General features: G+C 72.9%; 18 protein-coding genes. 5 read left to right on the top strand and 13 right to left on the bottom strand.

All coding sequences use genetic code 11. The annotated features are described in order from the left end of the window. Window positions 1–89: 89 nt before the first annotated feature. From ACIBNE_RS39070 to ACIBNE_RS39045, 6 genes are all read right to left on the bottom strand, one after another. Window positions 90–470 carry a VOC family protein gene (locus tag ACIBNE_RS39070; RefSeq protein ID WP_399280476.1) on the bottom strand — a complete coding sequence of 127 codons (381 nt, stop codon included), beginning with the start codon at window positions 468–470 and terminating at the stop codon, window positions 90–92. 55 nt (window positions 471–525) lie between these two features. Beyond that, the gene (locus tag ACIBNE_RS39065; protein WP_399280474.1) at window positions 526–1,626 is read right to left on the bottom strand and encodes an LOG family protein; all 1,101 of its coding nucleotides are present in this window, start codon (window positions 1,624–1,626) and stop codon (window positions 526–528) included. Window positions 1,627–1,654: 28 nt separating this feature from the next. Beyond that, window positions 1,655–2,878, bottom strand: a complete 1,224-nt coding sequence (locus ACIBNE_RS39060) for a hypothetical protein (protein ID WP_399280472.1) — start codon at window positions 2,876–2,878, stop codon at window positions 1,655–1,657. Next, a complete protein-coding gene (locus ACIBNE_RS39055; RefSeq protein WP_399280470.1) occupies window positions 2,860–3,633 on the bottom strand; it encodes an ABC transporter ATP-binding protein in 774 nt (257 codons plus the stop codon). Before ACIBNE_RS39055 ends, ACIBNE_RS39060 begins: the two co-directional genes overlap by 19 nt. A gap of 258 nt (window positions 3,634–3,891) precedes the next feature. Then, window positions 3,892–5,271: an aspartate aminotransferase family protein gene (locus ACIBNE_RS39050; RefSeq protein ID WP_399280468.1), complete on the bottom strand. Its 1,380-nt coding sequence runs from the start codon at window positions 5,269–5,271 to the stop codon at window positions 3,892–3,894. Next, a complete protein-coding gene (locus ACIBNE_RS39045) occupies window positions 5,256–5,747 on the bottom strand; it encodes an Lrp/AsnC family transcriptional regulator (RefSeq protein WP_399280466.1) in 492 nt (163 codons plus the stop codon). Before ACIBNE_RS39045 ends, ACIBNE_RS39050 begins: the two co-directional genes overlap by 16 nt. 178 nt (window positions 5,748–5,925) lie before the next feature. Here ACIBNE_RS39045 and ACIBNE_RS39040 point away from each other — a divergent pair, with 178 nt between their 5' ends. Both ACIBNE_RS39040 and ACIBNE_RS39035 read left to right on the top strand, forming a co-directional pair. Then, window positions 5,926–7,371, top strand: a complete 1,446-nt coding sequence (locus ACIBNE_RS39040) for a gamma-aminobutyraldehyde dehydrogenase (RefSeq protein ID WP_399280464.1) — start codon at window positions 5,926–5,928, stop codon at window positions 7,369–7,371. Window positions 7,372–7,481: 110 nt separating this feature from the next. Beyond that, window positions 7,482–8,669 carry a spermidine/putrescine ABC transporter substrate-binding protein gene (locus ACIBNE_RS39035; protein WP_399280462.1) on the top strand — a complete coding sequence of 396 codons (1,188 nt, stop codon included), beginning with the start codon at window positions 7,482–7,484 and terminating at the stop codon, window positions 8,667–8,669. 85 nt (window positions 8,670–8,754) lie between these two features. Here the strand turns inward: ACIBNE_RS39035 and ACIBNE_RS39030 are convergent, their stop codons facing one another. From ACIBNE_RS39030 to ACIBNE_RS39005, 6 genes are all read right to left on the bottom strand, one after another. After that, window positions 8,755–9,921 carry a serine hydrolase domain-containing protein gene (locus tag ACIBNE_RS39030; RefSeq protein WP_399280460.1) on the bottom strand — a complete coding sequence of 389 codons (1,167 nt, stop codon included), beginning with the start codon at window positions 9,919–9,921 and terminating at the stop codon, window positions 8,755–8,757. Window positions 9,922–10,038: 117 nt separating this feature from the next. Next, window positions 10,039–10,707, bottom strand: coding sequence for a response regulator (locus ACIBNE_RS39025; protein ID WP_399280458.1), 669 nt, complete (start codon window positions 10,705–10,707; stop codon window positions 10,039–10,041). Continuing rightward, complete coding sequence (locus ACIBNE_RS39020) at window positions 10,704–11,858, bottom strand: sensor histidine kinase (RefSeq protein ID WP_399280456.1); 1,155 nt, start codon at window positions 11,856–11,858, stop codon at window positions 10,704–10,706. The genes ACIBNE_RS39025 and ACIBNE_RS39020 overlap by 4 nt, the downstream gene beginning before the upstream one ends. Then, window positions 11,858–12,667, bottom strand: a complete 810-nt coding sequence (locus ACIBNE_RS39015) for an SAM-dependent methyltransferase (protein WP_399280453.1) — start codon at window positions 12,665–12,667, stop codon at window positions 11,858–11,860. Before ACIBNE_RS39015 ends, ACIBNE_RS39020 begins: the two co-directional genes overlap by 1 nt. Continuing rightward, window positions 12,664–13,416 (bottom strand): glycerophosphodiester phosphodiesterase, encoded by a 753-nt coding sequence (locus tag ACIBNE_RS39010; RefSeq protein WP_399280451.1) that lies wholly within the window; start codon window positions 13,414–13,416, stop codon window positions 12,664–12,666. The genes ACIBNE_RS39015 and ACIBNE_RS39010 overlap by 4 nt, the downstream gene beginning before the upstream one ends. Beyond that, the gene (locus tag ACIBNE_RS39005; protein WP_399280449.1) at window positions 13,413–14,447 is read right to left on the bottom strand and encodes an adenosine deaminase; all 1,035 of its coding nucleotides are present in this window, start codon (window positions 14,445–14,447) and stop codon (window positions 13,413–13,415) included. The genes ACIBNE_RS39010 and ACIBNE_RS39005 overlap by 4 nt, the downstream gene beginning before the upstream one ends. A 196-nt stretch (window positions 14,448–14,643) precedes the next feature. On the opposite strand from ACIBNE_RS39005, the gene ACIBNE_RS39000 reads away from it, so the two are divergent. Next, window positions 14,644–15,357, top strand: a complete 714-nt coding sequence (locus tag ACIBNE_RS39000; RefSeq protein ID WP_399280447.1) for a DUF4190 domain-containing protein — start codon at window positions 14,644–14,646, stop codon at window positions 15,355–15,357. A 69-nt stretch (window positions 15,358–15,426) separates the two neighbouring features. On the opposite strand, the gene ACIBNE_RS38995 is transcribed toward ACIBNE_RS39000, so the two are convergent. Further along, window positions 15,427–15,993, bottom strand: coding sequence for an NADAR family protein (locus tag ACIBNE_RS38995; RefSeq protein WP_399280445.1), 567 nt, complete (start codon window positions 15,991–15,993; stop codon window positions 15,427–15,429). A gap of 175 nt (window positions 15,994–16,168) precedes the next feature. Between ACIBNE_RS38995 and ACIBNE_RS38990 the strand changes: the two genes are divergently transcribed. Next, window positions 16,169–17,683: a gamma-aminobutyraldehyde dehydrogenase gene (locus ACIBNE_RS38990; RefSeq protein ID WP_399280443.1), complete on the top strand. Its 1,515-nt coding sequence runs from the start codon at window positions 16,169–16,171 to the stop codon at window positions 17,681–17,683. Window positions 17,684–17,729: 46 nt separating this feature from the next. Next, a complete protein-coding gene (locus ACIBNE_RS38985; protein WP_399280441.1) occupies window positions 17,730–18,986 on the top strand; it encodes a PotD/PotF family extracellular solute-binding protein in 1,257 nt (418 codons plus the stop codon). The last annotated feature ends 162 nt before the right edge of the window (window positions 18,987–19,148 follow it).

Genomic DNA, 19,148 nt, shown 5'->3' with positions numbered 1-19,148 from the left:
ACGTACGCATTGTTCGGATTGCTCCGATTGCCAGACGCGGATTTCGCGTCGTGCGTTGCCTCGCGCACGTCTCTCCCTGGCCGGGACTCCTACGCGGTCGCCGCGCGCTCCGCCGCGCTGCGCTCCACGCAGAACTCGTTGCCCTCCGGGTCGGCCAGCACCGCCCAGCCCGTCCCGTCCGGCCTGCGGCGGTCGTCGACGAGCACGGCGCCGATGCCGAGCAGCCGCTCGACCTCCTCCTCGCGGGTGCGATCCTGGGGCTGGAGGTCGAGGTGGACGCGGTTCTTCACGGTCTTGCCCTCGGGCACCGTCACGAACAGCAGCGCCGCGCCCGCCGACTCGACCAGCGCCTCAGCGGCGCCCGGCTCGTCCTCCTCGCTGACGGAGGCGCCGAGCACCTCGGCCCAGAAGGAGGCGAGCGCGTAGGCGTCGGCGCTGTCGACGGTCACGTGGCGTACGAGAGAAGTCATGGCGCGATGATCGCGCGGTGCCCGTGACCGGGCCAAGTTCTTTGTCCCTTGATCTTCATCCCTTGCTCAGTTCCTCCAGCGCCGCCGGTGCCTCGTCCACCGTGTCCACCAGCGCGATGCGCGCCTCCATGGAGCGCTCCTTCGCCAGCGCCCTCAGCAGCGGCCACGCGGGCAGGCGCTCCGTCCAGTGCGCGCGGTCCACCAGCACCATCGGGGTCGGCTCGCCGCGCGACTCGTAGTAGTTGGGCGTCGCGTTGTCGAAGATCTCCTGTACGGTCCCGGCGGCGCCCGGCAGGAAGACCACGCCCGCGTTGGACCTGGCCAGCAGGCCGTCCTCGCGGGTGGCGTTGGCGAAGTACTTGGCGATGTGCCCGGCGAACGGGTTCGGCGGCTCGTGGCCGTAGAACCACGTCGGGATGCCGACCGAGTCGCCGCCGTCCGGCCAGCGCGAGCGCACCTCGAAGGCGGCCCGCGCCCAGTCGGTGATCGACGGGGCGAACGAGGGGGAGGCGGCGAGGACGGCCAGCGCCTCTTCGAGCATCTCCTCGTCGAACGGCGCCGCGTACGCGCCGAGGTTGGCCGCCTCCATCGCGCCGGGCCCGCCGCCCGTCGCCACGGTCAGGCCCGCGCGCGTCAGCGTGCGGCCCAGCCGCGCGGCCCCCGCGTACGCCCCGGTGCCGCGCCCCATCTGATGACCGCCCATCACGCCCACCACCCGCGCCCCCACGAGGTGCTCGTCCAGCGCGTCGGAGACCGCGTCGTCGTGGATGGAGCGGAGCATCGACGCGAGTATGTCCCGGTCGTCCTTGGTCCGCTGGAACCAGGCGTAGGCGAGGGCGTCCGGCGTCTCCTCGTACCCTTGCTCCAGCCCGTCGAAGAGTCCGTCGGGGGTGTAGAGCAGCCCGCGGTACGGGTCGAAGGGCAGGTCGGGGACGGGCGGGAAGACCAGCGCGCCGTCCCGCCGTATCTTCGCCGTCGCCTCGGGAGTCATGGGGCAGCCGAGGAAGACGGTGCGGGCGGTCGCGTGGTCGACCAGGGCCTGTGTACGGTCCGTCAGATCGACCGACTGGATGCGGAATCCGTCGAGGGTGCCCTGCGCGGCGACCACCTCGTCGAACTCTTCGAGCGTCTCGATTTCATACGGTGAGTTCGGCACGCGGTCATGCTAGGTGCCGCGCGGCGGATCAGGTCGTGAGGGGGAGCGCGGCGAGGTGGGCGACGCCTGCCGTCAGCGGGCCGAACACCAGCAGCAGCGCGGCCGCCCGCAGTCCGCCCGCCGCGCGCAGGGTCGCGGCGGGCGCGCCCAGGCGCAGCAGCGCGTCCGTGGTCCCGGCGCGGGCGTGCTTGGACTCCAGGGCCGCGGTCAGCAGCGTCGCCACCGCGCAGCCCAGGACCAGGGCGCCGCCGAGACCGGTCAACGGGCCGAAGGGGCGGGCGCCTTCACCGCCGTACAGCGTCAGCGCGGCGATCACCCCGGAGGCCACCGCGCAGAGCACGCCCAGCGGCCGGCCGATCCTGCGCGCCTCCTCCTGGAGCGCCCGCCCGGCCAGCAGCCGTACGGCCCCGGGGCGTACGGCCTGGAGCAGCTTGCCGCAGCCGTACGCGATGCCGGGCCCGGCGAGCGCGAGGCCGAGCGCGGTGAGCGTCCAGCCGCAGAGCACGCCGAGCGTGCTGCCCTCGAACCGGCCGGGCATCGGCAGCGGCGAACCGCCACCGCCGCGCGCGGCGTACGCCTCCACCGCGAGCCCCGCGGCGGTGAGCGCCACGCCCCACGGCAGCCCGGCGGGTGCGGGCGCGGGTGCGGCGGGCGCCTGGTCGTCGCCGGTGCGGTCGTCGGGACGGCCGTCGGGCCCGGGGTGGTCGTCGGGTCGGGGGCGGCCGTCGGGCTTGGTGCGGCGCGGGCGCAGGGCGAGTCCGCTGGCCACGGCGGCGCTCAGGGGCAGTACGGCCAAGAGCGTGAGCGCGGCGGCGAGCGGCAGCGGGGCGCGGGCTCCGAGCAGGTCCGCGGCGGCGCCGTCGAAGGGCAGCCCCGTGATGTCGCCGCGCAGGTGCAGGAAGACGGCGAGGGCGATCGTCGAGCCCAGCGTGCAGGAGACGGCGGTCGACGCGGCGGCGATCGCGGTGAGCCTGGCGGGGCCGAGGCCCACGGCGGAGAGGCCGGGCCTGGGGCGGGTGCTGGGGTCGGTGCGGGCCACGGCCACCGCGAAGTACACGACGGCGGCGAGCGGGACCAGGCACCACAGGAGGCGCAGGCCCGAGGCGCGGGCGTTGCCCGGGTCGGGGTGTCCGGCGGCGTACCCGAGCGTGCACAGCAGGAGGAAGCCGACCCCGGCGGAGGCGGCGGCGACGAGCAGTCGGCGCAGTTGGACCAGGGGGTGGGCGCCGCGGACTAGACGGAGAGCGAGCACTCGGGGCGGCCCTCCGCGTCGGTGGTGCGGGTGGGGGCGGCTGTGCCGGTGGTGTCCGGGGCGTCTGCGGCGTCTGGGGTGTCCGCGTGGCGGCCGTCGAGGAGCGGGACCGTGCGGTCGGCGAGGGTGGCGACCTCGCTGTCGTGGGTGGCAAGCACGACGGTGATGCCGTGCGAGCGGGCGGCCGTGGTGAGGGTGCGCAGCACCTGCGCGCGGTCGGCGCGGTGCAGCGGCGCGGTCGGCTCGTCGGCGAACAGCACGGAGGGCGTGGTGATCAGGGCGCGGGCCACGGCGATGCGCTGGCGCTGGGCCTGGAGCAGTGCGTGCGGGCGCTTGCGGGCCACCGCGCCGATGTCGAGCCGCTCCAGCCACTCCTGCGCGGCCTTCTTGGCGGCGCGGTGGGACGTGCCGCGCAGCAGGAGCGGGAGCGCGGTGTTCTCCCAGGCGGTCAGCTCGGGGACGAGGTGCGGCTCGGGGTCGATCCAGCCGAAGCGGTCGCGGCGCAGGCGTTCGCGCGTGAGGGCGCCCATGGTGTGGACGGGGACGCCGTCGAACCACACCTCGCCCTGTTGCGGGACGAGCTGTCCGGAGAGGCAGCGCAGGAGGGTGGTCTTGCCGCAGCCGCGGGGGCCGCTCACGGCGAGGACCTCGCCCTCGCGCACGCCGAGCGAGACGCCGGTCAGGGCGGGGGAGCCGTTGTGGGAGCGGTGCAGGGAGCGCGCCCAGAGCACGTCGTTGTCCGGCGGAGCGGCCATGACGAACACCTCGGTTCGTGATCAGAGGTTCAGATCGGATTTCCCGTCCCCCTTCCGGGGGAACGAAGGCGGGGCCGATCGGTCACTGGGCACCGTAGGTATTCGGCGGGCGTGGAGGCGGGCGGGCGCGGCGGGGTGCGGCGGGTCTCACCCGGATGGCGTCCTCACGGAGCGGGTCCGGCAGGGAACGCGCGGTTCCCCGCACCCTCAAGGGGTGCGGGGAACCGCGCGAGGACGGGGCACACGCCCCCGTGGGCCCTAAAGCTTCGTCCAGGCCTCCGTCAGGACCTCGCGCAGGATGCCCTCGATCTCGTCGAACGTCTCCTGGTTCGAGATCAGCGGCGGAGCCAGCTGCACCACCGGGTCGCCCCGGTCGTCCGCGCGGCAGTACAGGCCGTTGTCGTACAGCGCCTTGGAGAGGAAGCCGTACAGCACGCGCTCCGTCTCCTCGTCGTTGAACGTCTCCTTGGTGGCCTTGTCCTTCACCAGCTCGATGCCGTAGAAGAAGCCGTTGCCGCGCACGTCGCCGACGATCGGCAGGTCGTGGAGCTTCTTCAGGGTGTCGAAGAACGCGCCCTCGTTGTCGAGCACGTGCTGGTTGAGGCCCTCGCGCTCGAAGATGTCGAGGTTGGCGAGGCCGACCGCGGCCGACACCGGGTGGCCGCCGAAGGTGTAGCCGTGCAGGAAGGTGTTGTCGCCCTTGTAGAACGGCTCGGCGACGCGGTCCGAGACGATGCACGCGCCGATCGGGGAGTACCCCGACGTCATGCCCTTGGCGCAGGTGATCATGTCCGGCACGTAGTCGAACTTGTCGCAGGCGAACATCGTGCCGAGGCGGCCGAAGGCGCAGATGACCTCGTCCGAGACGAGCAGCACGTCGTACTTGTCGCAGATCTCGCGCACCCGCTGGAAGTACCCGGGCGGCGGCGGGAAGCAGCCGCCCGCGTTCTGCACCGGCTCAAGGAAGACCGCGGCGACCGTCTCGGGGCCCTCGAAGAGGATCTCCTGCTCGATCTGGTCGGCGGCCCAGCGGCCGAACGCCTCGGGGTCGTCGCCGTGGATCGGGGCGCGGTAGATGTTGGTGTTGGGGACCTTGTGCGCGCCGGGGACCAGCGGCTCGAAGGGGGCCTTGAGCGCGGGCAGGCCGGTGATGGACAGGGCGCCCTGCGGGGTGCCGTGGTAGGCGACCGCGCGCGAGATGACCTTGTACTTCGTGTGGTTGCCGTTGAGCTTGTGGTACTGCTTCGCCAGCTTCCACGCGGTCTCGACGGCCTCGCCGCCACCGGTGGTGAAGAAGACCTTGTTGAGGTCGCCGGGCGCGTAGTTCGCCAGGCGCTCCGCCAGCTCGACGGCCTTCGGGTGGGCGTAGGACCACACCGGGAAGAAGGCCAGCTCCTGGGCCTGCTTGTAGGCGGTCTCGGCCAGCTCGTGGCGGCCGTGGCCGGCGTTGACCACGAAGAGGCCGGAGAGGCCGTCGAGGTAGCGCTTGCCCTCGGCGTCGTAGATGTAGGTGCCCTCGCCACGCACGATGGTGGGGACGGGCGCGTTCTCGTACGACGACATGCGGGTGAAGTGCATCCACAGGTGGTCGTAGGCGGTCTGGCTGAGGTCCTTGCTCACGGCTATCGGGTTCCCCACATGTAGGTCTGCTTCTTGAGCTTGAGGTAGACGAAGCTCTCGGTGGAGCGCACTCCGGGGAGGGTCCGGATGCGTTTGTTGATCATTTCGAGGAGGTGGTCGTCGTCCTCGCAGACGATTTCCACGAGCAGGTCGAAGGAGCCCGCGGTCATCACCACGTACTCGACCTCGGCCATGGCCGTCAGCGCGTCGGCGACGGGGTCGAGGTCGCCCTCGACGTTGATGCCGACCATCGCCTGGCGGCGCAGGCCCACGGTGAGCGGGTCCGTCACCGCGACGATCTGCATGACGCCCTGGTCGAGCAGCTTCTGGACGCGCTGGCGCACGGCCGCTTCGGACAGGCCCACGGCCTTGCCGATCGCGGCGTACGGACGGCGGCCGTCCTCCTGGAGCTGTTCGATGATCGCGAGGGAGACGGCGTCCACCGCGGGGGCGGTGCCGCTGCCGTTCCTGGAGTCTGCGCTTCGACTGGCCACGTCTTCACCATGCACCGATCCTCGTCAGTTCCGCAACCCCAGACGTATGAAATCCGTTGTGCAACAGCTCTGAGAGTGCGGAATCCGAAGTTCTTTCCCGGCGGGTATGTCGAAAGCGGCAAGTCAGCGATTAGGGTGGGTTGTCTCACCCATCGGACATCTGAGAGGGAGGGTGGCTGTGACCACCGAGCAGCGCGGGCTCCGTAGTCTTCGCAACTACATCGACGGGGAGTTCCGGGACGCCGAGGACGGGCGGACCATCGAGGTGGTCAACCCGGCCACGGAGGAGGTCTTCGCGACGTCCCCGCTCTCCGGCGAGGCGGACGTCGACGCCGCCATGGCCGCGGCCGCGGCCGCGTTCCCGGCCTGGCGCGACGCGACCCCGGCCGAGCGCCAGCGCGTCCTGCTCAAGATCGCGGACGCGGTCGAGGAGCGCGCCGAGGACCTGATCGCCGCCGAGTCGGAGAACACCGGCAAGCCGCTGGAGCTCGTACGCACCGAAGAGCTCCCGCCGATGATCGACCAGATCCGGTTCTTCGCGGGCGCCGCACGCCTCCTGGAGGGCCGCGCGGCCGGCGAGTACATGGACGGGATGACCTCCATCATCCGGCGCGAGCCCGTCGGCGTCTGCGCGCAGGTCGCGCCGTGGAACTACCCGCTGCTGATGGCCGTCTGGAAGTTCGCCCCGGCGATCGCCGCGGGCAACACCGTCGTCCTCAAGCCCTCGGACACCACCCCGGCGTCCACCCTGCTGCTCGCCGAGATCATCGGCGCCATCGCCCCCAAGGGCGTCTTCAACGTCATCTGCGGCGACCGCGACACCGGCCGCCTGATGGTCGAGCACAAGACCCCTGCCATGGCCTCCATCACCGGCTCCGTGCGCGCGGGCATCGAGGTCGCCGGGTCGGCGGCCAAGGACGTCAAGCGGGTCCACCTGGAGCTCGGCGGCAAGGCGCCCGTCGTGGTCTTCGAGGACACCGACATCGCCAAGGCCGTCGAGGAGATCTCGGTGGCGGGCTACTTCAACGCGGGCCAGGACTGTACGGCCGCGACCCGCGTCATCGTCCACGAGTCGATCCACGACGACTTCGTCACGGCGCTCGCCAAGGCCGCGGCCGACACGAAGACCGGCCAGCCGGACGACGAGGACGTGCTGTACGGCCCGCTCAACAACGCCAACCAGCTCGCGCAGGTCTCCGGCTTCATCGACCGGCTGCCCGCGCACGCCAAGGTCCAGGCGGGCGGCCACCGCGTCGGCGAGAAGGGCTACTTCTACGCCCCGACCGTCGTCTCCGGCCTCAAGCAGGACGACGAGATCATCCAGAACGAGGTCTTCGGCCCGGTCATCACCGTCCAGTCCTTCACGGACGAGGCGCAGGCGATCGAGTACGCGAACGGCGTGGACTACGCGCTCGCCTCCTCCGTCTGGACCAAGGACCACGCCCGCGCGATGCGCATGTCCAAGGCGCTCGACTTCGGCTGCGTCTGGATCAACACGCACATCCCGCTGGTCGCCGAGATGCCGCACGGCGGCTTCAAGCAGTCCGGCTACGGCAAGGACCTCTCCGCGTACAGCTTCGAGGACTACACGCGCGTCAAGCACGTGATGACCTCGCTCGGCTGACGCTCCCCGAGGCATCCGGAGGGCCCCGCTCGACAGCATGTCGGGCGGGGCCCTCCGCGCTCGACGCACCGTCCATTGCCCGTACGCCGCGGCCCGGACATCCTTCGGGAGTGCGAGCCAACTCCGTGAACCTCCCCTCCCGCCGGTCCGTCCTGCGCGCCTCGGGCGCCGCCGCGGCCGGCCTCGCGCTCGCCGCGTGCGGCGTCCCCGCGGCGTACGTGAAGCCCGAGGACCGCGCCGGGCGCGACCTGTCCGCCCGCGACCGGACCCTCGACTTCGCCAACTGGCCGCTCTACATCGACACCGACGAGAAGAACACCTCGAAGCGCCCCACCCTGGCCGCGTTCACCGGGCGCACCGGCATCAAGGTCTCCTACACCGAGGAGATCAACGACAACGACGAGTTCTTCGGCAAGGTCAGCCCCGCCCTGATGAACCACCAGGAGACCGGCCGCGACCTCATCGTCATGAGCGACTGGATGGCCGCCCGCTTCGTGCGCCTCGGCTGGGTCCAGGAGATGGACCGCGCCGGGCAGCCCAACGTCGCCGAGCACCTCGACCCGCAGCTGCGCACCCCCGCGTTCGACGAGGGCAGGCTGCACAGCGTGCCCTGGCAGTCCGGGATCACCGGCATCGCGTACAACCGCAAGAAGCTGGGCCGCGAGATCAAGTCCACCGCCGACCTGTGGCGCCCCGAACTGCGCGGCAGGGTCACGCTCTTCGCCGGGCTCGACGAGTCCTTCTCGCTGCTGATGCAGGGCAACGGCGCCGACGTGACGCGCTGGAGCGCCGACGACTTCGACGCGGTGTGCGAGCAGGTCGAGAAGCTGGTGAAGCGCCGCCACATCAGACGCTTCACCGGCAACGACTACATCAAGGACCTCGCCGCGGGCGACGTGCTCGCCTGCCAGGCGTACTCCGGCGACGTCATCCAGCTACAGGCCGACAATCCCGACATCGAGTTCGTCGTCCCCGAGGAGGGCGCCGAACTCTGGGCCGAGTCCCTGATGATCCCCAACCTCGCGCAGCACAAGGCCAACGCCGAAGCGCTGATCGACCACTACTACCGGCCCGAGGTCGCCGCGGAACTCGCCGCCTGGGTCAACTACGTCTGCCCCGTCCCGGCCGCCCGCGACGTCCTCGCCGCGTCCGACGACAAGGACACGGCGGCGCTGGCGGAGGACCCGCTGATCTTCCCGGACACCGAGATGCGCAAACGCCTCGCGATCGCCCGCGACATCACCTCCGAGGAACGCCAGGGCTTCGCGAAGCGGTGGAACTCGATCGTGGGGCTGTGACGCGCGTGCTCGCGCGGTTCGGCGCCTAGGCCCGCACTCCACGGCCGGGGCCGTGCTCGTGCCCGGCGGGGCGTCGGACGGCGCGTCAGGGTCCGAAGGCGGCGACGAGCAGCGCGTTGCCCGTGGTGTTGGGGCCCCGGCCCTTCGCGTCCGTCGCGTTGACCGAGTGGACGAGCGTCCGCGTCAGGTCGCGCCTGGCCGCGACGACCGCGTTCGAGCCCCAGCGCCCGCCCGTCTTGAACCACACCTCCTGGTCCCCCACGCGCAGCCGCTGGAGCCCGGCGCTCATCGTGGCGCCCGGGATCACGTCGTCCGGCACGTCGAACATCTCCGCCAGCAGCGGCCCGCGCACCACCTCGCCCCGGAACAGCGCGGTCGTGAAGCGCTCCAGGTCGCGCGTGGTGGAGATCAGGTCGCCCGCGGCCCAGGCGTCGGTCGGGCTCCAGACGGTGACGTCGCGCAGCTCCGTCGTGCCGTCCGCGCGCGTGAAGCGCTGGTAGCCGTGGTTGTGCGGGCCCCGCACGCGCGGGTCGCGGCCCGGCAGGTACGTGTCCTTCAGCCCCAGCGGACGGATGACGCGGCGCGTCAGCTCGCTCTCGTACGAGTGTCCCGTGACGCGCTCCACGAGCAGCCCGGCGAGCGTGTAACCGGTGTTGGAGTACTTCTGCGCGGTGCCCGGCACCTTCGCTTCCCGCACCTTCTCCGGCGCGAAGGACGAGGCGAGGTCCGCGCGCGGATCGCGTACGGCGAGCCGCTGCGCGTACGCCTCCTCGACGGTGTGCCAGGCCGGGTCGGGGGCGGGGATGCCGTGCGTGTGGTTGAGGAGGTGGCGCACCGTCACCCCGCCGTACGCGGCCGGGACGACGTCGGGCAGGTAGCGGCGCACGGGTGCGTCCAGGTCGAGCTTCCGCTCGCCGGCGAGCTGGAGCACGGCCGCCGCGACGAACACCTTCGTCACCGAGCCGACCCTGAACCGCCCCCGCGGGTCGGCCGGGCGGCCCGAGCGCAGGTCGTGCACGCCCGCGCTGCCGCGCCAGGTCCCCTCGCCCCCGACCCGTACGAGCGCGGCCGTCGCCTCCGGGTGCCCGGGGCCGATCCCGGCGATCGCGGCGCGCAGCGCGGCGGCGTTCGGGCCCCGCTCCCGCACCGCGGCGGGGGAGTCCACGGCGAACGCGGGGGCGGCGGGCGCCACGGCGGCGCCGAGGGAGAGGGCGAGGACTGCGGCGAGGGAAGCGCGGACGCGGATGCTCATGGTCGACTCCGGGAAGGGGCGGGTGCGGGGACGGGGCGGGTGTTTCGACGCGCCCCATCCTGCTGTTCCCGCCGCATCCGGCGGATCGCCGGAGCGGGGGGGTCTTCGCCGCCCGGTTCATCGCCCGCGCGGGGGAGGGGCGCCCGCCGTGACGAGGCCCGACTCGTACGCGCAGATCACCGCCTGGATCCGGTCGCGCAGCCCCAGCTTCGCCAGCACGTTGCCGACGTGCGTCTTCACCGTGTGGTCGCTGACGGTCAGCTCCGCGGCGATCTCCGCGTTCGACAGGCCCCGCGCGAGCAGCAGCAGCGTCTCGCGCTCGCGCGCCGTCAGCACGTCCAGGCGCGGGTCGGCCCTGCGGGGCGCGGGGCGGGTGTACTGCTCCACCAGGCGCCGCGCCACGGAGGGCGCGAGCAGCGAGTCCCCGGCGGCCACCACCCGCACCGCGTGCACCAGGTCGTCCCTGCGCACGTCCTTGAGCAGGAAGCCGCTCGCGCCCGCGTGCAGCGCCTCGTACACGTACTCGTCGTGGTCGAAGGTCGTCAGCATCACCGTGCGGCACGCGGAGTGCGCGGTGATCGCCCGGCACGCCTCGATGCCGTCGACGCCGGGCATCCTGACGTCCAGCAGCGCCACGTCCGCGGCCCGTTCGCGCACGGCGGCCACGGCCGCAGCCCCGTCGCCGACCTCGGCGACCACCTCGATGTCCGGCTGCACGTCCAGGATCAGCGCGAAACCGCTGCGCACCAGCTCCTGGTCGTCGGCGACCACCACCCGGACCGTCATGCCCCCACCTCCTCGCGGGAGGCCACCTGGGCGGGGCCGAGCGGCAGCGTCAGCAGGGTCCTGAAGCCCCTGCCGCCCGGCCCGGGACCCGCCCACGCCGTCCCGCCGTGCGCCGCCGCCCGCTCGCGCACCCCGATCAGACCGTGCCCCGACGTGCCCGCGGGGCCGCGCCCGTCGTCCGTCACGGACACCGTGAGCTCCCGCTCGCCGTACTCGACGAGCACCTCGGCCGTCCGCGCCCGCGCGTGCCTGACCACGTTCGTCAGCGCCTCCTGCACCACCCGGTACACCGTCGTCTGCGCGTCGGACGGCACCGGGCGCGCCGCGCCGCGACTCGCGTACGACACCGCGAGGCCGCTGCCTTCGGCGACCCGCGCCACCAGCGCGGGCAGCGCGTCGAGCGAGGGCTGCGGGCCGCGCGGCGCCTCCTCGTCCTCCCGCAGCACCCCGAGCAGCCTGCGCAGCTGCACCATCGCGTCCCGCCCCGCCGCCGAGATCGAGTCGAACGCGGCCTCGGCGCGTTCGGGCGCGGCGCGCACCGCGACCGGACCCGCCTCGGCCTGCACGATCATCAGGCTCACCGCGTGCGACAGGATGTCGTGCATCTCGCGGGCGATCCTGGCCCGTTCGCGCGCCGCGGCCCGCTCGGCCTCGGCCAGGTGCGCGCGCCGCGTGGCGTCGGCGAGCCGCCCGAGCACGTACGCGGCGGCGAACACGAAGACCGAGAAGGTCAGTTCGCGCGCCGAGCGGGTGTTGAGCCACACCGAGACCGGCACCGCGAGGGCGACCAGCGCGGCCCCGGCCAGCCTGCGCGCCGGCGGCGCGAGCGCGGCCAGCGTGTAGAGGACGACGAGCCCGGTGTACGGCAGCGGCTGCCCCGGCCCGTCGAGCGCCGTTTTGTACAGCATCCCGGCCGCCAGCACGCCGACCAGCGCGGCCAGCGGGGCGCGCCGCCGCCACACCAGCGGCACCACCATCAGCGTCGTCAGCCCGTACGCGGGCCAGCTCGCCGCAGGCGCGTCGGCGGGGCGCGCCACCACGAACGGCAGCGACATCGCCAGCTGCACCAGCAGCGCCACCCCCGAGTCCACGGCCCACGGCCTGGCCGCCCCGAAGGACCGCAGCCGCGCCCGTACCCCCCGTATCTCCACTACGGCTTGCGGCCCACCGCGCCGAACTGGGCCACCACCTGGCCCTCTTCGGAGCGCCAGCGCGAGCAGGAGACGACGCCGGGCTCCAGGAGGTCGAGGCCGTCCAGGAACGAGGTGAACTCCTCGCGGGTGCGGGCGGTGATCGGGGGCGTCGCGTTCTCGTTCCAGAACGCCATGGCCTCGACGTTGCCCTCGCCGCCGAGCGCGGGCTCCAGCGTCGGGTGGGTCAGCACCAGGTGGCTGCCCGACGGCACCGCGTCCATCACCGTCCGCACGATCGCCCGCGCCGCGTCCGTGTCCAGCACGAAGTTGAGGATGCCGAGCATCATCACGGCGACCGGCCGGTCCAGGTCGAGCGTGTTCCGGGCGCCGTCGACGATCTCCTGCGGGCGGTGCGCGTCCGCGTCGATGTACTCGGTGACGCCGCCGGGCGCGCTGGTGAGCAGCGCACGCGCGTGCGCCAGCACGATCGGGTCGTTGTCGACGTAGACCACGCGGGCGTCGGGCGCGATGCGCTGGGCGACCTCGTGGGTGTTGTCGACGGTGGGCAGGCCCGTGCCGATGTCGAGGAACTGCCGGACGCCCACCTCTCCCGCCAGGTGCGTCACGACGCGGCCGAGGAACGCCCGGTCGGCGCGCGCGACCTCGCCGATGCTCGGGTACATGCCGGTGACCTGGTCGCCGACCGCGCGGTCCACCGGGTAGTTGTCCTTGCCGCCCAGCCAGTGGTTCCAGACGCGGGCGTTGTGCGCGATGTCGGTGCGGATGCGGTCGGCGAGGGCGCGCTCGCCGGTGCTGTGGTCGGTCACGTTCGGGTACCCCTGTTCCGTACGGTGGTGAGCGTGTGCACGCGGTTGGTGGTGATCGAATCGACCCCGTGTGCGATCAGTCGGCGCATGGTACGCCGGGTGTCCGCGGTCCAGGCGGAGACCAGGAGGCCCGCGCGGTGGTCGCGGTCCACCAGTTCGCGGCTCACCAGGCCGAAGCGGTAGTTGAGCCAGCGCGGCCGCACCGCGGCGAGCAGTTCGGGGCGCGGCGGGGCCAGGGTCGTCCAGGTCAGGGCGATCTCCGCGGCCGGGTCCGCGGCACGGACCCGGAGCATGGTGGCGGCGCCCGCGCAGTAGTACGCGCGCTCGGCCGCGCCGCACTCGTGGACCGTGCCCACGACCGCGCGCACGGCCTTCTCGTCCGCGCCCGGCAGGTCGACCATGATCCGCCGGTCGCCCGCCGCGGCGAACGCCTCGCGCAGCGTCGGGACGCCGCCGCCGGTCAGCTCGGTCACCTCGGCGTGGGCGAGCCGCTCCAGGGGCCGGTCCACCTCCCAGAGCCGCTTGAGCGTGGCGTCGTGCAGCAGGACGGGAACGCCGTCGCGGGTGAGGCGCACGTCGATCTCCACCGCGTCCGCGCCGCCCGCGACGGCGGAGCGGATCGAGGCGAGGGTGTTCTCGCGGGCCCGGTACGGGTCGCCGCGGTGGGCGACGGCCGTGACGCGCGGGCGTACGGGGGCGGGTGCCGGGGCGGAGGCGGGCGCGGGGGCGGCGGGTGCCGGGGCGGTCACCGGCCCGCCAGCCAGTTCTCGGTGTACGCGTCGATCTCGGCGGCCAGCTTCGCCTTGCCCGCCTCGTCCAGGAACGACGCCTCGACCGCGTTCTTGGCGAGGGCCGCGATGCCGCGCTCGTCGAGGTCCAGGAGGCGGGCGGCCACCGCGTACTCGTTGTTGAGGTCGGTGCCGAACATCGGCGGGTCGTCGCTGTTGATCGTGACCAGGCAGCCGGCGGCGACCATCGCCTTGATCGGGTGGTCCTCGATGCGCTCGACGGCGCGGGTCGCGATGTTCGAGGTCGGGCAGACCTCCAGCGGGATGCGGTGCTCGGCGAGGTGCGCCAGCAGCTCCGGGTCCGTGGGGGCGCTCGTGCCGTGGCCGATGCGCTCGGCGCGCAGCTCGCGCAGCGCGTCCCAGATCGTCTCGGGGCCCGTCGTCTCGCCCGCGTGCGGCACGGAGTGCAGCCCGGCCTCGATCGCCCGGTCGAAGTACGGCTTGAACTGCGGGCGGGGCACGCCGATCTCGGGGCCGCCGAGGCCGAAGGAGACCAGGCCCTCGGGGCGGTGCGCGAGCGCGAGGCGCACGGTCTCCTCGGCGGACACCAGGCCCGCCTCGCCCGGGATGTCGAAGCACCAGCGCAGGACGACGCCCAGCTCGGCCTCGGCGGCCTTGCGGGCGTCCTCGATCGCCTCCATGAACGCGGTCTCGTCGATGCCCCTGCGGGTCGAGCTGTAGGGGGTGATCGTCAGCTCGGCGTACCGGATGTTCTGCCGCGCCATGTCCCGGGCGACCTCGAAGGTCAGCAGGCGCACGTCCTGCGGGGTGCGGATGAGGTCCACGACGGACAGGTACACGTCGATGAAGTGCGCGAAGTCCGTGAACGTGAAGAAGTCGGCCAGGGCCTCGGGGTCGGTGGGGACCTTCGAGTCGGGGTGGCGCGCGGCCAGTTCGGCGACGATGCGGGGGGAGGCGGAGCCGACGTGGTGCACGTGCAGCTCGGCCTTGGGGAGACCGGCGATGAAGGGGTGCGGGTCGAGGGTGGTCACGGGATGTCTCCAGGGGCGGTGGGCGACGGGACGGCGGGGTGGCTCCCCGGGGGCGTACGGGCTGGTCCGGAGGTGCGCGCGGGACGGTTCGTCGGCGCGCTCTCCCGTCACGGATCATGTCAGGCTGGGAAGGGTCCGGCGAGAGCGGGACGAGGCCCGTGCGGAACACGAATACTGGACACGAAGGGGGAGACCCATGCCGGACGAGGACGAGCGGCCCGACCCGTGGGCGCCGCCCGCGAGACGGGTGCCGCTGGAGAAGCCGGAGGTGCGGGACGCCGCCCCGCGGGGTCCGGGGGCTCCGGGGCCCGTCGACGCGCAGGACGGGGCCGGGGCGGGGCAGGTGCCGCCGCCTCCGGTCGCGCCGGGCGGGCCCGATGCGGCGGGGGCGTACGGATACCCGGGCCATCCCGGCGGCCCCGGGTACGGCCCCGGCGTTCCCCCCGGACACGGGCCCGGACCCGGACAGGGACCAGGTCACGGACCCGGACAGGGGTATCCGGGGTATCCGGGGTACTCGGGGTATCCGGGATATCCCGGTGCTCCCGGGTACGGGCCCCCGGGCGCCTGGGGCATCGCGCCCGCCCCGGCCAACGGCATGGGGATCGCCTCGCTGGTGCTCGGCATCGTCGCCGTCACCGGCTTCTGCCTGTACGGCCTCGGCATCGTCCTCGGCGTCCTCGCCGTGATCTTCGGCGCCATCGGGCGCGGGAAGGCGCGGCGCGGCGAGGCGGACAACGGGGGGATGGCGCTGGCCGGGATCATCCTCGGGGTGGTCGGGGCGCTGGTGAGCGCGGCGTTCCTGGTGTTCCTCGTGTGGGGGGCCCAGAACGGGGTGTTCGACGAGGAGGAGAGCGGGGGCGACTCGTTCGACGCGGCGCGGTTCGTGAGCGTCTCGGCGCAGCGCTGACGCGGGGCGCCCCGTAGGGGGGCGGTGCGGGTGGGTCAGGCCCGCGCGCCGCCCCCACCCGCGCCGCCCCTACCGCAGCCGCTCGCGCGCCTCCATCAGGGCGAAGCCCAGCAGGTTCCGCCCCCGCCACCGCGCCGGATCCGCCGCGCGCTCGTCGTCCGCCGCCAGGCCGATCCCCCACACCCGGTCCAGCGGGCTCGCCTCCACCAGGACGCGTCGGCCCGTCCCCAGCAGGAACGACCCCAGGCGCTCGTCCGAGCCGAACTTGTGGACGCTGCCCGCGACCACCACGCCGAACCGCTCCCGCTCCCACACCGCCTGGTCGAAGCCGCGCACCAGGCGGCCCGCCTTCTTCGCCTCCGCGGGCGACTTCGCCGCGAGGGCGGCGCGCCCGGCCTCCTCGTCCCCGAAGATCCTGGCCTTCTCCGCCATCATCCAGTGCTCGGCTGTCGCGTACCGCACGCCGTCCACCTCGAAGGGCGCGGGCCACCACTGGCTCAGGCAGCTCGACCCCAGCTCGCCGTCGGGGCGCGGACGGTGGCCCCAGAACATCAGGTACTTCACCCGCTCGCCGCGCCCGACCCGGGCGAGCAGCTCGGCCTCGGGGCCGTCCGACACGCTCTCGTTCCGCTCCATGACACGCGACTCTCGCATCCGCCACTGACAATGCGTACGGGATTTTCCGGCTGACGCGACACATGGTCAACAGATTCCGTTGCGTATCCAAAAGGCAACAACGGAATCACTTGTTGAGCCTGCAACCCTCTGTCAGGATCGGCACTCACATCGAGCTGGAGCTACGGAGAGCGTGATGGACGACCGCTTCCAGGCGCAGGACCGCTTCGCGGCGGGCGCACAGTACATCGGCGGGCGGCTGCGGGCCGGCACCTCGGGACGCACACAGAACGTGGTCGACCCGGCGACGGGCACCACTGTCTACAGCTACGAGCTGGCCTCCACCGCCGACGTCGACGACGCCGTCGCCGCCGCGCGCGCCGCGTTCCCCGGCTGGGCCGCGCTCACCCCGGGCGAGCGCTCCGACGCGATGCACCGCTTCGCGGCCGTGCTGGCCGAGCGCGCCGAGGAGATCGCGCACGCCGAGTCGCTCCAGTGCGGCAAGCCGGTCAAGCTGACCACCGAGTTCGACGTGCCCGGCACCGTCGACAACACCGCCTTCTTCGCGGGCGCCGCCCGCCACCTGGAGGGCAGGGCCGCCGCCGAGTACAGCGGCGACCACACCTCCTACGTGCGCCGCGAGCCCATCGGCGTCGTCGGCTCCATCGCGCCCTGGAACTACCCGCTCCAGATGGCCGCCTGGAAGGTCCTCCCGGCGATCGCCGCGGGCAACACCATCGTGCTGAAGCCCGCCGAGATCACCCCGCTGACCTCGCTGCTGTTCGCCGAGGCGGCCACCGAGGCCGGGATCCCCGACGGCGTGTTCAACGTCGTCTCCGGCTCGGGCAAGGACGTCGGCGAGCACCTCGTGGGCCACCCGGACGTCGTCATGACCTCCTTCACCGGCTCCACCGCCGTCGGCCGGCGCGTCGCGGAGATCGCCACCGCGAGCGTCAAGCGGCTCCACCTGGAGCTGGGCGGCAAGGCGCCGTTCGTCGTGTTCGACGACGCCGACCTGGCCGCCGCCGTCAACGGCGCCGTCGCGGGCGCGCTCATCAACACCGGTCAGGACTGCACCGCCGCCACCCGCGCCTACGTCCAGCGCCCGCTGTTCGACGCGTTCGTGCGCGAGACCGCCGCGCTCATGGAGACCGTACGGGTCGGCGACCCGTTCGCCCCCGGCACCGACCTCGGCCCGCTCGTCTCGCACGCCCACCGCGACCGCGTCGCGGGCTTCGTCGAGCGGGCGCGGGCCTACGCCACCGTGGTCACCGGCGGCGAGGCGCCCGGCGGCGACCTCAAGGACGGCGCGTACTACCTGCCGACCCTGATCACCGGTGCCGCGCAGGACAGCGAGATCGTGCGGACCGAGGTCTTCGGGCCCGTCCTGGTCGTCCTGCCCTTCGACACCGACGACGAGGGCATCGCGCTCGCCAACGACACGCCCTTCGGCCTCGCCGCCTCCGCCTGGACCCGCGACGTCTTCCGCGCGAACCGCGCGTCGCGCGAGATCAAGGCGGGCTGCGTCTGGGTCAACGACCACATCCCGATCATCAGCGAGATGCCGCACGGCGGCTACAAGGCGTCCGGCTTCGGCAAGGACATGTCGGCGTACTCCTTCGACGAGTACACGCAGATCAAGCACGTGATGTACGACAACACCGCGGTGGTCCGCAAGGACTGGCACCGCACGATCTTCGGGGACCGATAAGAGCGCCGCGCGACCAGCGGCAACCCACCCGGAAGGGCAACAGCGCATGGAGCAGTACGAGCCCAGGAGCACCGCGCTCTCGGCGGCGCAGCTCGCCGCGGTGCGCCGCAGCGTGCGCGGCGGCAGGGCCTCCCTCACCCGCCGCTCGCTGCTGCGCGCCTCGGGCGCGGGCGCGCTCGCGGTGGGCACCGCCGCCGGGCTGTCCGCCTGCGGGATCCCGCCCGCGAAGCGCGAGGGCGGGGGAGCGGCGTCCGACGACCGCTCGGCCAAGGAGAAGCGGGTCGTCTTCTCCAACTGGCCCGAGTACATGGACGTCGGCGAGGACGACCCCAACGAGTACCCCTCGCTCGCGGCGTTCACCGAACGCACCGGCATCAAGGTCAAGTACACCGCCGACGTCAACGACAACGTCGAGTTCTTCGGCAAGATCAAGCCGATGCTGGCGGCGGGCCAGGACACCGGGCGCGACCTCATATGCGTGACCGACTGGCTGGCCGCGCGACTGATCAGGCTCGGCTGGGCGCAGAAGCTCGACCCGGCGCACCTGCCCAACGCGTACGCCAACCTGTCGGCGCAGTTCCGCCGCCCCGACTGGGACCCGGGCCGCTCCTACTCGTACCCGTGGACCGGCATCTCGACGGTCATCGCGTACAACGAGAAGGCCACGGGCGGGCGGAAGGTCGACTCCGTCACGCAGCTCCTCGACGACCCGAAGCTCAAGGGCAAGGTCTCCTTCCTGTCCGAGATGCGCGACACGATCGGGATGACCCTGCTCGACCAGGGCAAGGACCCGGGGAAGTTCACGGACGCGGAGTACGACGAGGCCGTCGGGCGGCTCCAGAAGGCCGTCGACAAGAAGCAGATCCGCCGCTTCACCGGCAACGACTACACCGCCGACCTGGAGAAGGGCGACATCGCCGCGTGCCTGGCCTGGGCCGGCGACGTCATCCAGCTCCAGGCGGACAACCCGAACATCAAGTACGTGATCCCGGCGGCCGGTTACATCACGTCGAGCGACAACCTGCTCGTCCCCGCGGAGGCCCGGCACAAGGCCAACGCGGAGCGCCTGATCGACTACTACTACGAGCCCCCGGTGGCGGCGCGGCTCGCGGCGTACATCAACTACGTGTGCCCGGTCGACGGGGTGCGCGAGGAGCTGGCGAAGATCGATCCGGCGATGGCGTCGAACACGCTGATCCTTCCCGACAAGGCGATGGCGGCCAAGTCGCGCGCGTTCCGGTCCCTGACCGGCGAGGAGGAGACGGCGTACGAGGAGAAGTTCGCGAAGCTCATCGGCGCGTGATTCCGGGGCGGTGACCTGGTGGGGGCGCCGTGTCCTCGGGCCTCCGTTGCGGGTGCGTGTCGTACCGCGGGCCGGTGGTGGGCCGGTCGCGCAGTTCCCCGCGCCCCTAAAGGGGCGCCTCCCGGCTGAACGCCCCCCGGAGCAGTCCCCCGAAACAGCCCA

It is taken from the genome of Streptomyces sp. NPDC050504, from assembly GCF_044458065.1.
Taxonomy (GTDB): Bacteria; Actinomycetota; Actinomycetes; order Streptomycetales; family Streptomycetaceae; genus Streptomyces.
The sequence above is the reverse complement of the archived record's forward strand: the minus strand, read 5'-3'. Positions and strand labels throughout refer to the sequence as shown.